This window comes from Thiocapsa sp. (genome assembly GCF_022340925.1).
Taxonomy (GTDB): Bacteria; Pseudomonadota; Gammaproteobacteria; order Chromatiales; family Chromatiaceae; genus Thiocapsa.
Map to the genome: position 1 here is coordinate 1 of NZ_JAJDNA010000063.1, position 13,545 is coordinate 13,545.

At 63.6% G+C, this 13,545-nt stretch carries 9 protein-coding genes; 6 read left to right on the plus strand and 3 right to left on the minus strand.

Features of this window, described 5'->3' with window-relative positions; all coding sequences use genetic code 11:
* On the plus strand, positions 1-2,418 hold a 2,418-nt coding region (locus LJE61_RS08185), incomplete at its 5' end, for an EAL domain-containing protein (RefSeq protein ID WP_296918020.1).
* 3 nt (positions 2,419-2,421) lie between these two features.
* Here the strand turns inward: LJE61_RS08185 and hisG are convergent.
* On the minus strand, positions 2,422-3,294 hold the full coding sequence (gene hisG, locus LJE61_RS08190; RefSeq protein WP_296914321.1) for an ATP phosphoribosyltransferase: 873 nt from the start codon (positions 3,292-3,294) through the stop codon (positions 2,422-2,424).
* A gap of 1,279 nt (positions 3,295-4,573) precedes the next feature.
* On the opposite strand from hisG, the gene LJE61_RS08195 reads away from it, so the two are divergent.
* The 3 genes from LJE61_RS08195 to LJE61_RS08205 are packed head-to-tail and all read left to right on the plus strand — an operon-like array spanning position 4,574 to position 8,147.
* On the plus strand, positions 4,574-6,070 hold the full coding sequence (locus LJE61_RS08195) for a hypothetical protein (protein WP_296918022.1): 1,497 nt from the start codon (positions 4,574-4,576) through the stop codon (positions 6,068-6,070).
* On the plus strand, positions 6,067-7,221 hold the full coding sequence (locus LJE61_RS08200) for an AI-2E family transporter (protein WP_296913131.1): 1,155 nt from the start codon (positions 6,067-6,069) through the stop codon (positions 7,219-7,221). Before LJE61_RS08195 ends, LJE61_RS08200 begins: the two co-directional genes overlap by 4 nt.
* Positions 7,218-8,147: a patatin-like phospholipase family protein gene (locus LJE61_RS08205; RefSeq protein ID WP_296913134.1), complete on the plus strand. Its 930-nt coding sequence runs from the start codon at positions 7,218-7,220 to the stop codon at positions 8,145-8,147. Before LJE61_RS08200 ends, LJE61_RS08205 begins: the two co-directional genes overlap by 4 nt.
* 60 nt (positions 8,148-8,207) lie before the next feature.
* Here LJE61_RS08205 and LJE61_RS08210 read toward each other — a convergent pair whose 3' ends face one another.
* Positions 8,208-8,435, minus strand: a complete 228-nt coding sequence (locus tag LJE61_RS08210; RefSeq protein WP_296913136.1) for a hypothetical protein — start codon at positions 8,433-8,435, stop codon at positions 8,208-8,210.
* Between the two features lie 550 nt (positions 8,436-8,985).
* Positions 8,986-9,450 (minus strand): Lrp/AsnC family transcriptional regulator, encoded by a 465-nt coding sequence (locus tag LJE61_RS08215; RefSeq protein WP_296913139.1) that lies wholly within the window; start codon positions 9,448-9,450, stop codon positions 8,986-8,988.
* A gap of 480 nt (positions 9,451-9,930) precedes the next feature.
* Between LJE61_RS08215 and leuA the strand changes: the two genes are divergently transcribed.
* Together leuA and LJE61_RS08225 are read left to right on the plus strand one after the other, a co-directional pair.
* Positions 9,931-11,598, plus strand: coding sequence for a 2-isopropylmalate synthase (leuA, locus tag LJE61_RS08220; RefSeq protein WP_296918024.1), 1,668 nt, complete (start codon positions 9,931-9,933; stop codon positions 11,596-11,598).
* A gap of 480 nt (positions 11,599-12,078) precedes the next feature.
* A partial coding sequence (locus LJE61_RS08225) for a DUF2868 domain-containing protein (RefSeq protein WP_296918026.1) occupies positions 12,079-13,545 on the plus strand: 1,467 nt, incomplete at its 3' end.

The window sequence follows — 13,545 nt, forward strand, 5'->3', positions numbered from 1 at the left end:
ATCGAATGCGTGGCGCACGAAGGCGAGGGCGGGGCGGATCTGGTCGGTGCACTGGGTTCAGTGAGTCGGGCTTCCGGCATACCCGCCGATGACCTCATCTGTCGTTCGATGCGCGAGGATTCCTTGTTTTGGAGTCGGGATTTTCAAGCAGATCCCGCGACGGCCGGTTGGCATGAGCTGGGCCGGCGGTTCGGTTGGCAGGTCTCCGCATCCGTACCGCTTCGGGAGCGTGGACAGGTCATCGGGGTCCTCAGCGCGTACGGTAAGGATCGAGAGTCGATCGATGAGGACGGGCGCAACCTGCTGCTGGAACTGGCTCAAGATATCTCCAACGCTCTCGATCATTTGGTTGCGATCGAGGAATTGGCCGGCGCCGAGGAGCGCTGGAAATTCGCCCTCGAGGGCACGGACGCTGGGGTCTGGGACTGGGATCTGCGGACGCACAAGGTCTTCTATTCGCGGCGCTGGAGAAGCATGCTCGGCCTAACAGATGAGGACATCCGGGGCGACGTCGCGGATTGGCAGGACCGAATCGCCCCCGAGGATCTCGACCGAGCCACGGCGGACATCAAACGGTATCTCTGCGGTGCGACCGAGTCGTATCACAGCGAATACCGGCTTCGCCGCACGGACGGCAGCTACGCCTGGGTCCTGGATCGTGGCAAGGTCGTCGAGCGGGATCCGGACGGCGCGCCAACGCGGGTGATCGGGACGCACACCGACATGACGGCCCGGCATGAGGCCCGCGACGCACTCAGCCGGCTCGGGGAGATCGTCGAGACCTCGCAGACCGAGGTCTATGTGTTCGACCCAGAGAGCCTCCACTTCGAGCAGGTCAATCAAGGGGCGCGCGACAATCTCGGCTACAGCATGGAGGAGTTGTCGGGCATGACTCCTTTGGATCTCGAGCCGGACTATGATGCCGGGGCATTCCACCGCCTGGTCGAGCCGCTGCGCAAAGGAATCAAGACCCAGGTCGTGGTCGAGACGCGTCACCGCCGCAAGGACGGGACCTTCTACCCGGCTGAGATCCGTCTGCAACTGCTCGGCAGGCAGCCGCGATTCGTGGCCCTGGTCACGGACGTGACGGAACGACAGCGTGCGGAAGAGGCGATCAGGCAACTCGCGTTTTTCGATCCACTGACGGGCCTGCCGAACCGGCGTCTCCTGATGGATCGGCTCGAGCGCGCGATTGCAGCCAGCCGACGCATGGACCGACTCGGCGCACTGATGTTCATCGACCTGGATGATTTCAAAGCACTCAATGACACGATGGGCCATGATCACGGCGACCGGCTGCTGAGTCAGGTGGCCGGGCGTCTAGCGTCCCGGATCCGCGAGACGGACACCCTTGCGAGACTGGGCGGTGACGAGTTCATCGTGATTCTGGAACGCCTGAGCCGCCAAACGGATCAGGCCGCAACGCAGGCAGAGATTCTCGGGAATAAGCTGCTCGACGCCTTGCGACAGCCCTGCCGCCTGGAGGGCCGTGACTACCAGTGCTTGGCAAGTATGGGTATCACATTGTTCGGCCACGGGTCGGATCAGGCCGAGGAATTGCTCCAGCAGGCCGATCTGGCCATGTACCGGGCCAAAGAGGCGGGCCGAAATACACTCCGCTTCTTTGACCCTGCGATGCAGGCGGAGGTAAACGCCAGAGCGACCCTCGCAGCGACTCTGCAACAAGGACTGCAGCAGCGTGAGTTTGTCCTGCATTACCAGATGCAAGTCGACGCCGAGGGACGGGTCAGGGGTGCGGAGGGGCTGCTGCGATGGCAGCATCCGCAACGAGGACTGCTGGAGCCCGCTGCCTTCATTCGTCTGGCAGAGGAGACGGCCGCGATCCTGCCGCTGGGGCGCCGGGTGCTGGCGATGGGTTGTGCTCAGTTGGCCGAATGGGCGAGACGCCCGGCAACCGCCGGGTTGACATTGGCGGTTAACATCAGCGCCCGCCAGTTCAATCAGCCCGATTTCGTCGATGAGGTCTTCGCCGAGATCGATCGCACGGGCTGCGATCCCTCGCGGCTGAAGCTGGAGATCACTGAGAACCTGTTGCGCGAGAATTTCGAGGCCGCAATCGCGAAGATGCAGACACTCGACGCGCGCGGCGTGTCCTTCGCCCTCGACGATTTCGGCACCGGTTATTCGTCCCTGAGCAATCTGAGGCGACTACCGTTGAAGGAGCTGAAGATCGACCGGTCGTTCGTGCGAGATCTCGTTAGCAATGAGAACGATGCGGCGATCGCACGAACCATTATCGCGCTCGGTGGTACCCTCGAGCTTGACGTCATTGCCGAGGGCGTGGAGACCGAGGCTCAGCGTGATTGGTTGGCGGGTCAGGGGTGCCAGGCGTTTCAGGGCTACCTTTTTGGACGTCCCGGGCCGGTTGAGATGTCAGGGCTGTCCATTCACGTATGAGGCTCATACCATCTTGGTCAATTCGTACTCCAGAATCCCCTCTGCGCCTGCCTGTCGCAACTTCGGGATGAGATCGCGGACCGCACCGGCATCCACGATGGTTTCGACCGCGAGCCATCTCCGGTCGTAAAGGTGGCTCACCGTCGGTGCGTGCAGGCTCGGGAGCAGCCGCGCGACTGCATCGAGACGATCGGCGGGGACGTTGCATTTGAGCGCGACCTTGTGTCGGGCGCGCAGGGCCGCCTGAAGCATCAAAGCGACCTGCTCGATCTTGGCTCGTCGTGCCGCATCCTCCATCGCCGCTGGGTTGGCGATAAGTCTCGTCTCCGTGACCAGCAGGTCATCGACGATCCGCAGACCGTGGGCACGGATGGTGCTGCCCGTCTCGGTAATCTCCACCACGGCGTCGACCAGACCCTCGACGACCTTGGCCTCGGTGGCACCCCAAGAGAACTCGACCGCCGCCTTGATCCCGCGCGCGGCAAGATAGCGCCGGGTGAAACCGACCAGCTCGGTAGCGATCTTCCTGCCCGCTAGGTCTTCGACCCGACGGATGGGGGAGTCCTGGCGTACCACCAAGACCCATCGGCTGGGGCGATGGGACGCCTTCGAGTAGGTCAAGGTGCAGATCTCCTCGACCTTCGCCTCCGATTCCAGGATCCAGTCAAGCCCGGTAAGCCCGAGGTCGAGGGTCCCGCTTTCGACATAGGGCGCCATCTCCTGGGCGCGAATCAGAGCGCAGCGTATGTCCGCGTCATCGATTTCAGGATAGTAATTGCGCGCGTGCGTGGTGATCTTCCAGCCGGCTTTACCGAAGAGCTCGATGGTCGCCGCTTCGAGACTGCCTTTCGGGATGCCGAGTTTGAGTATGGACATGCGTGCTCCGGTTGACGCCAATGGATGCTCGCAGCCCATTATCCTTGAATCGCCGGACGGCCGCCCGCGCGGGATGGGCCTGCGGATGGCATTGAGGACGCTTCGGGACACAGCGATCGATGCGGCTCGAACCTGTTCAGGCCCGGTTTCCGCGCGTCCGAAGAACCGGGGCAAGCGCTTGCTTATTCAGCGTCTACATCCTATGCCTATAGGTAAGACGAGTAGAGCATGGACCCAGGCGCGCTATTCGATCGCTTCGGCCCACATGACCCCGAAGGACTATCAGCGGTTGTCGGCCTTCGATCGGTTCGAGGGTTCGGAGGTCCGAGTGGACGCTACCCCTTAGGAGGACAGATCCGCGAGCATCATTCCGTGCACGGGGGGGAACCCGGCAGGTCCTCCAACGTCCGAAGGTTTCAATGGTGGCTGGGAGACACACGTGCAGTGACCAATCAGCGACTCTACCTGGCCGTGGCCTTGGCGGCGATCTTCCTGGTGATTTTCGCCCTCACGACGGGGATCCTGGTGACCTTAGAGCTGCCGCGGGAACAGGCGGCGCCGACCGGCGATGACGTCTCAGGCAAGACAAGACCAGCGGCCCGACCGGAGTGGCTCTATCAAGGGGGGGGCTTTGTCCCGACGCCGCATGACAGGTTTGCCGACCCCCAAGAGGAGCGGCTCCGAGCTGCTGCCGAGAGGTCGGCGGGGCCGGTCGGCCGCTATGGGGGGGGCGCCGATCCTGCTTCTCCCATGGAGTGGCAAGCCGCTGGGCCGATCGGTCCCGGATCGACAACCAACCCGCGATCGCCTTTCGAGGGCTATCGCTTCAGGCCACTCGAGGAACGCGAGCGCAGACGGATGGAACGTCAGAGTGAGGACACCGACGATCGGCGATTCGGTGGGTATCGCTGGCCCGACGACGCGTCTCGCGATCATCCCTTGTATCCGGAGACTCCGTTTTGGGACAGTTCTACATCCGGCTCGGATACTGAGCCCTATCGATTCCGCCCTGTTGAGCCCCCGCGGTCGACAACCGATCCCTGGAGGTCGAAACCTGGCCCGCCAGCGCGTGGCGGTTACGTCGATCCCAGAATCTTCGAGCCCATTCCGCAATGGGGAGCAACGCCGCCGGAGCTGCCTCCACCCATTCCATACATGTATCCTTCGCTCACCACTGAGGAGGACCATCGACTCAGTCTTCAATAGGCGGCGCCCCCCAGTCCCAGTCGAGTCAATGGTGAGTCAGCCCCGAGGGGCTGATCGGAGTCCATAAGGTCTCATGTCGAGGTCAAGATCGGCACTCGCCGAGCCGACCAACAGCCTGTGTCGGCAGCGTTGGCCGGGCGGGTGTGCCCTGTCCAGCCCGCATGCACTCGGTCTCGGGCTGATTCTCATTGCCTGTGCCTACGGCCTGATGGCGATCGTCGGCCTGCCGCTGTTCGGCGACGGGGCCTACTATTTCTTTATGCTCGTGCTGAACGGCGCCCCAGAGGTCCCGAACCTTCGGGTCGCCGGGATTATTCCGCAACTCCCGGTCTTGCTTGTCGGCTGGTTGAACGATGACGTCAGACTCCTGCGCCATGTCTTCGCCTTTGCGTACATGGCCCCACCGGTGCTCTCACTGCTCGTCTGCTGGGTCGTGGTACGTCGGCGTAGGCCGGCCTTGATCCTCCTGCCGACCCTGTTTCTCGTTGCCGACCAGGTCAACTTCTCGGCGGTCTCCGAACTGCTCATGAGCCTCTATGTGGCGTGGCCGCTCGTTCTCATGGCAGTGCTCGCGCCTGAGCGGCGAGCCGCGTGGATCTACGCGGCGCTGCTGGTGCCTCTTCTCCCGCTGCTTCATCCGCTGACGTTTGCCCTTTCCGGACTGCTGGGCGTTGTCGCCTGGCTAAACATCCGGCCCGGTATCCAGTTCGCCCGCATCTGGGTCTGGCTCGCCTTGGCATTGTTGGTTTCCGGCGTGCTGCGTCTCCTCTGGACGCTCGTCGGTGCAAATGCCTACGAGCGTTCCCATTCCGATCCAGGATCAGCGATCGGATATCTACTCACCGATACCCTATCGCAGGGCGTCCTCTTGACACTGGTTGTCTGCTTGGCCCTCCTGCTGTCACTGAATTGGGGCGTCGTCGGCCGAGGTCGCGGCGTCGCTCTGCTCGAACGGCTGCTCTTTTGCGGATTCGTTTTGCTGGCGCTCCTGGGTATCCTGGTCGCCGGCGAGATCGTCCTCGGCAAGGGCGTCAAGCTGAAGGCCGCGGTGACCTATCCGATCGGCATGCTCCTGATGGCGCTTGCGGCGGCAATGGCCAGGCGACCCGTGCTTGTGTCCAGCGCGTCGACCGAGCGCCGGTTCAGCCAAATCGCCCGGCTATTCCTCATCGGGAGTCTGACCATTTTGATCCTTGCCTGTGCCAAATCGATCGCCTGGTGGACGGCAACTCACGGCCTGATGAACGCGACCGCCAGCTCTGAGGAGGGCTGCGTTCGGTTCGGTCCGGAGGATCCCTACGCCCTGCAATGGCCGTGGATGGCCATCATTGACAACTGGGCCGCACCCATCAATGCGCTCGTGTTCCGCGGTCCCTGGCCGATTCCACTGCTCTTGCCGGGGGACGGCTGCCGCGTCCTGGCGGAGACCGGTCAGGCCCAGTTGACCTCCTGGATCCAACGTCCCGCGGACCGTCTCGACGTCCGCTTCGGGCCGCTTCGCGCAGCTGATGCGCAAGAGCATCACCGGGCACTCGGCTCTTCTCCCTCAGATCCTGGGCAAAATCAATGAATTCAGATCTCGTCAATAAATCCGTCGTCCTGTTGATGGCACTCGGGATCTCCGCACTATTTCTGGCAATGGTCCAGCAGTTCCTGATGGCGCTGTTTCTAGCCGGACTCTTCAGTGCCTTGGCACGGCCGCTATTCCTGAGGCTGCAGCCACGGCTCGGCGGACGGCGCCATCTGGCCTCGCTCGCTACCCTCTTGGTTGTCGCCGTCGTCGTTCTGATCCCGTTGGCGCTCCTGATTGCGATCGTCGTGGCACAGGCCCTGGATGTCACCCAAACGGTCGTGCCCTGGGTGAAGCAGAGGCTCGCGGATCCCGATGCCTTTCGCGAAGGTCTCCGCCGAATGCCGTTCTTCGAGGAGCTAGTCCCGCTGCGCGAGATGATGCTTGAACGCGCCGGGGAGGCGGTGACTGTCGCCAGCAAGTTTGTGGTCGGGGGTCTTTCGTCGTTCACTCTGGGGACGCTCAATTTCTTCTTCATGGCGTTCGTGATGCTCTACAGCATGTACTTCCTCCAGATCGACGGGAACAAGCTGATCAATAAGATTCTCTACTATCTGCCACTGAAGAGCGTCGACGAGCGGGTGATGTTGCAGAAGTTCACCTCGGTGACACGCGCCACGCTGAAAGGGACGTTGCTGATCGGTCTGTTGCAGGGGACGCTCGCCGGGATCGCCTTCGCGATCGCAGGGATTGAGAACGCCGTGTTCTGGGGCACGGTAATGGTGGTTCTGTCCATCATTCCCGCCGTGGGCTCGGCGCTCGTCTGGGTACCGGCCTGTATCTTTCTGGCGGTGCAGGGTCAGGTGGCCAGCGCGGTCGCGCTGGGTCTGTTCTGCGGTCTCATCGTCGGCACCCTGGACAACGTCTTGCGCCCGATCTTGGTAGGTCGAGACACCAAGATGCACGAGCTCATGATCTTTTTGAGCACACTTGGCGGCATCTTCATGTTTGGTTTCACCGGGCTCTTTATCGGCCCGCTGATTGCCTCACTTTTTGTCTCCATTTGGGAGATGTACGGGGTCGAGTTTTCCGAGCTGCTGCCGGATGTCGATGAGGTGCTGAACGATCTCAGACGCTCGGATGGCGACGGGCCCCCGTCGGATGAAGCAGCGGTTGAGGAGCTCGTCGATCGGCTCGACGGACAACCATGAAACAGCGAAGACGCGAAACCGTTTCACTGGCGCTTGGCAGTGGCGGCGCCCGCGGGCTTGCCCATATCGGTGTCATCGAGTGGTTGAGCGGTCAAGGATATCGCATCAGCTCCGTCAGTGGCGCCTCGATGGGCGCCTTGGTCGGCGGAATCTATGGGGCCGGAGAGCTTGAGGCGTATAAACGCTGGGTGTGCGCGCTGCGCCGTGGTGATGTCCTTCGCTTTCTTGATTTCGCATTCACCGGGGCCGGTTTGCTCAAGGGTGACCGGATCATGGACACGCTGCGCGCGATGGTCGGTGATCGCCCGATCGAGGACCTGGAGATCACCTACACCGCCGTCGCTACCGACATCGACCGACAACGCGAGGTCTGGATCTCACAGGGACCGCTCTTCGACGCCGTGCGTGCCTCGATCGCGGTCCCCGGTGTTTTCACACCTCATGCCTATCGCGGGATGACCCTTGTCGACGGGGGACTCCTGAACCCCGTGCCGATCGCCCCGACCTTCCGCGACTTCACGGACCTGACGATTGCAGTCAATCTCAATGCCGAGACACTGCAGTCGGATCTCGGGAATCGGGCAGACCAAAGCGCAGACTCTGACGACTCTCCCGGGCGGGCGCGGGAGTCGAGGGATGAGCCGCCGGCAGACCTGAGCTATCAGGAACGGATCCGCCAGTTCCTCGATGCGATCGGTGAGAGCCTCGGGGGGGGAGGGGACGACCAGCGAGGGGTGTTCGAGCTGACGATCCGGTCCTTCGAGACGATGCAGAACGCGATCTCCGCGGTCAAGCTCGCGGCCTATCGTCCGGATGTCGTCATTGATGTTCCGCGCGATGCCTGCGCCGCGCACGAGTTCCATCGGGCGCGCGAGCTCATCGAGTTGGGTCATCGACTCGCAGAGGAGGCGATGGAACGCCGGTGATCCGGTGCGCGGATACGAGAGCGCCCCCGGCTAAGCCGGGGGGCGTGTTGCAAAACGATATCAGGATCGTTTCTTGGAGAGTTTTGAGACGCGGCGCATGGCCTTGATTCTTTTATTCATCTTTTGCCGGGCCATCCGGATGGGACTCGGGCTTTCATCCCTTCCCGTCATTGGATTCGCCTGAGCTCCTTTACATGCGTCCGCAAAGGCCGGCATGGCCTGAAGACTCAACAGCGCCGGCACGCCATAGACCGCAGCCTTGATCAATCTCCGTCTGGTTTCGTCCATTTGGGCTTCCTCGTTTGTGCGTCGATCAATGAACGCTGGAGCGTTCCATTCGCCCTGCCTGGGCAGTCAATGTGGTCGTCTCCATAATCGCCTATCTGCCAAGCTCTGTTTGTCGGAGGCGGTATCGAGACACCACGGTGTTGTGTCGGCGCCCCGTTCCGGGGCGCTCTCTATTCTCGGTGAGGAAAGTGTAGATGTCCTGGCGGATCAGTGAAATACATGGAAGGTTTAAGGGAGCAAAAACTAAATGTATACATCTTTTTCCATGCGCTCCTCGCCGCCGACGCCGCGATTCAGAGCTCGACGCGGCCGCATCGGCAGGATCCGCGAGCGGGCCCGAATCGCTCACGACAAGTCTGTCGATTGATTCATGTGAAATCCTGCTCGGAGTCTTGCCCATCCTTGTCCGGGCGCCGGCCGGGATCCACGCGGTGAGCCTGCTGGAGAGGGTGGGTCACGCTGAATGGCGAGGCGGCCGCCGGAGATCGCGGCATCGGACGGGCCTTGATGGCGTCAACCCCAACGCGTCGACGTGTGGGCCGCAGGTCTGTCAACCGAGCGGCAGGTTCGGGCGCTCGACCACGCGACGCAGCACGAAGCTCGAATGCACGCCGGTCACCCCTTCGATACGCGTGATCTTGTTGAGCAGCAAGTCCTGATAGGCATCCATATCGCGCACCACGACCTTGAGCTGATAGTCCGCGTCGCGTCCGGTGATCAGCAGACATTCCAGGACCTCGGGAATGGCGCTGATGGCCGCGTTGAAGCGCTCGAAGCGCTCCGGGGTGTGTTTGTCCATTGAGATGCTCAGGATGGCCGTGAGGTTGAGTCCGAGCGCTTGGGCATCGAGCAGTGCCGTGTAGCCACGGATGATGCCGGCCTCCTCGAGTGTCCGCACGCGTCGCAGACACGGCGAGGGCGTGAGTCCGATGCGATCGGCCAAATCCTGATTACTGATACGCCCGTCGCGTTGCAGCTCCTCAAGGATCCGACGGTCGTAGCGGTCCAGCTTCATCAGGGTGACTCCTCGTGTTGGCGGCCCTGGGAGGCCGTCGGCGATCGGCGAACAGCCGCCTCGAGGTCGACCCGACAGGCTGGCTCTCTGCCCCGCCGGTGACCGGCATCGCCCGCGTCAAGGCCCGAGCTCACGCCCGCTGCCCGACGCCTGATCGCCGAACGACCCTCCAAGGCGCCCGGCGCCCCGGAAAACCGCAGATTATTGCTCATAGTGCCGGCTGCGTTGGCATGTTCGCAATCGTCTGTCCGTCTATCGGGACTATTCTATGCCTGTCGGCCAACCAGCCGCCAATCGGGCAGGGGCTCACGAGGCCCCGGCCAACCAGGCTCCGGCTCCAAAACCGGGATCGCTGGAGCAGGCCAGATCCCGTCAAGGGTTTGGCTCATCGGTTCCGCCCGTCGTCGACTCGGCACGGGCGTGAACACCTCGACTCAGCTCGGACCGCACGCGTTCCCCAGTAGCTACCGGGAGACACTCATGACCCATTTCGATCACCGCCGTTACAGACCCGGACCGGTGGTGGACCTGCCCAACCGACAGTGGCCCAGCCGCGTCGTCACGCGAGCGCCGATCTGGGCCAGCGTGGATCTGCGCGACGGCAACCAGGCGCTCCTGGAGCCAATGGGTGTCGCGCAGAAGCGTCGACTTTGGGCTCTGCTGGTCAAACTCGGCTTCAAGGAGATCGAGGTCGGGTTCCCGGCGGCCAGTCGGCCCGATTTCGACTTCGTGCGCTGGTTGATCGAGGAGGACAAGATCCCGGCGGACGTGACCCTACAGGTCCTGGTCCAGGCTCGGGAGGACCTGATTCGGCGGACCTTCGATGCCCTGGAGGGTGCGCCGCGGGCCATTGTCCATCTCTACAATTCCACCTCGCCCATCCAACGCGAGTGGGTCTTCGGACAGGATCGCGCGGGCGTCATGGGAATCGCGCGTCAGGGGGCCGCATGGGTCCTGTGTGAGTCGCGCCGCCGCCCGGAGACCCGCTGGACCTTCCAGTATTCTCCTGAGAGCTTCACCTCTACGGAGCCCGACTACGCCGTCGAGGTCTGCGAAGCGGTGCTGGATGTCTGGACGCCGACGGCACAGCGGCCTTGCATCATCAATCTACCTGCCACTGTGGAGGTAGCGAGCCCCAACGTCTTTGCCGATCAGGTCGAGTATTTTGCGACGCATGTGTCGAGGCGCGAGGGCGTCGTGCTGTCGGTGCATACCCACAACGATCGTGGCGGTGCGGCGGCGGCTGCGGAGCTGGCGCTTCTAGCGGGCGCCGATCGGGTGGAGGGGACGCTCCTTGGCAACGGCGAGCGGACCGGCAACCTGGATATCGTGACCCTGGCAATGAACCTCTACAGCCAAGGGATCGATCCCGGTCTGGATCTGAGCAATCCCGACGAGATCGTGCAGGTGGTTGAAGAATGCACCGGGATCCGCCTGCATCCGCGCCATCCCTGGATCGGCGAGCTGGTCTACACGGCCTTTTCGGGCAGTCATCAGGATGCGATCCGCAAGTGTCTGATGCGTCAAAGTCGGGAGCAGCACTGGCAGGTTGCGTACCTGCCTGTCGATCCCGGCGACCTGGACAGGAGCTATCAGGCGGTGATCCGGGTCAACAGCCAGTCGGGAAAGGGCGGCGTCGCCTTCGTCATGGAGCGCGATTTCGGTCTCAATCTGCCGCGTTGGCTGCAGATCGAGCTGGCCCGGTTGATCCAGGCGGAGAGCGAGCGTCGCTGCGGCGAGATGGACGCTGCGAGCATCTATCGGGTCTTCAAGGATCATTTCGTCGTCGATCAGTCCCCGATCCGGTTGCTCGGTTATCGACTCGACCGTAACGGTCATGATGTCATTGAGGCGCGGATTGCGGGTCCTGATGGCGAGCGGCGGCTGCGCGGGGAAGGCGAGGGTGCGATAGCCGCCTTCGTCGATGCCTGGTCGCGCTGGAGCGGCCAGACCGTAAAGATCGCAGACTATCAAGAGCATGCGATCGGCGAAGGCACGGATGCGGAGGCCGCCGCCTATGTCCAGCTCGATCTCGGGTCGGTCCGGATGACCGGCTGCGCCATCGATCGAGACACGGTTGCCGCCTCGCTCAGGGCCGTCCTCTCGGCGCTGAACCGAGGCAGCCGGGAGCGCGCCGAAGCGGCGTAACGCCCATGTGTGCGACGGGCTCCGGCTGTCGGTGAGCGGTCCCTCGATGTCCTGGCCCGGATACAGTCCGCGTTACAGCCGCGCGACGGCGACGCGGCGCAATGTCTATGTCTTCGGCCCATATCGGCGGCCTCTCCGCCCTGCCCCCCGGGTCGCCGACGGTTCGAACGGCGTGAATTGAAACGCGGACTGTGGGATATTTCGCAGGTCGAGGGGTGCGGTCTGTTGAGATCAGCCCGAGTCGACGTATCGATACCGAGTATCGGGTTCCGCCCCAAAATCAGCAGAATCGGTTTCGCCGTGCCGGCCCATCGGCCGGCGCGGCGATCCGTGCACCATCGCATCGAAAGGCCCGGCGCGGCGCGGTCAGGGCGCCTGGCGAGCATCCCGGAACGGCTTCGGACCCTTATGCATCTGAGACACCATTCGACTGATTCGAGTCCGGCGCACGAGGCTCCCGACACCTCTCGCCGTTGGACCGTGCCCGATCTGATCGACTTCGAGTACTACCTGGACAGCGATGAGCGCGAGTTGCGCGAGCACCCCTCGGCCCGGAGGGCCTTGAGCGATCGCGATCGGTCGCTGTATCTTGAGGAGGTCGCGCGGGAGGTGGCCGCCGACCAGCCGCACACTCCGGCGCATCGGCGAGCCAGTCTGCGGCATTGGCTTGCAGCACGGCGCAATGCCGAGCCCCCCCACATGCGTGCTGTCCTCCCCGGCTCCGCTTTCGGGAGCGCGCAACGGCTGGTGACCGCCGTCCTTGCGATCCTGGGCGTGCTGCTCGGGGTGGGGGCGACCTCCGCGCTGTTGAGCTATGACGGGAGCCGGCCGGTCAGCGTCTCCTGGTATCTCTTTCTGCTCGTGATCGTTCAGTTTGCGCTCGTGGTCTCGGTGGTCACGGCATGGGCGTTGCGGATGGCGCGACATCGCGGCCGTGCTGCACCCTCCGGATTGCTTGTGCAGGTCATCCGCCCGCTAGTGACGAAGGCGACAGGCTGGCTTCAGGGCCAGCGGATCGCCCACGCGGCGGCGGAAATCCAGGAGCAGGCGCGTGCCAAGCAGGGGGTCTTGAAGTCCCAGTATGCACTCTACGGCGCGGCTTCCTATCTGCCGCTGCTCATCCCCGCCCAGATCTTCGGCGTCGCCTTCAATGTCGGCGTCATCGTCACGACGGTCCTCCTCGAATGGTTTACCGATTTAGCCTTTGGGTGGGGTTCGACCCTGAATGTGCATCCCCAGACTGTGTATGACATGACTCGCTTGATGGCACTGCCATGGGGTTGGCTGATGGGTGAGGGGGTTGGCTACCCGAGCCTGGACCAGGTGGCCGGCTCGCGCATCATCCTTGAGCACTGGGCGACCGCCACACCGACCGTCAAGCCTGACCCTGCGCATCTGAGATCGTGGGGGTCATTCCTGGTGCTGGCCGTTATCACCTACGGACTGCTGCCAAGATTGCTTCTTTGGGGCGGGTCCGTCCTAGCCCAGTCCCTCGTCCTCGCGCGCCTGCCGTTTACCCACAGTCGCACTCAAGCACTCTATGCTCGGATGCTGTCGCCGCGTCTCGAGACGGCGAGGGCCGGCGGCCGCCGGGGCGCCGAGATGCCGATCCCGTCTCCGTCGCTCCCGCGAAGTCGGGGCAGCGGCGTGGCCGATGGCTCGACCGCGCCAGCCCCGCCGACCTCGGCGCGACCCTGGCGGAACGCCTTGGTCCGGCGTGCCGAGGGCGCGGTCACAGCACCGACCGAGGAACCGCTTGCAGCGCCCGCGCCCGCCAGGGAACAGACCCGGCGGGACGCCCGCGAAACCTCCGAGGTGGTGCCGAGGTCGCCCGAGCCGAAGCCCGAGCCGAAGCCCGAGCCGAAGCCCGAGCCGAAGCCCGAGCCGAAGCCCGAGCCGAAGCCCGAGCCGAAGCCCGAGCCGAAGCCCGAGCCGAAGCCCGAGCCG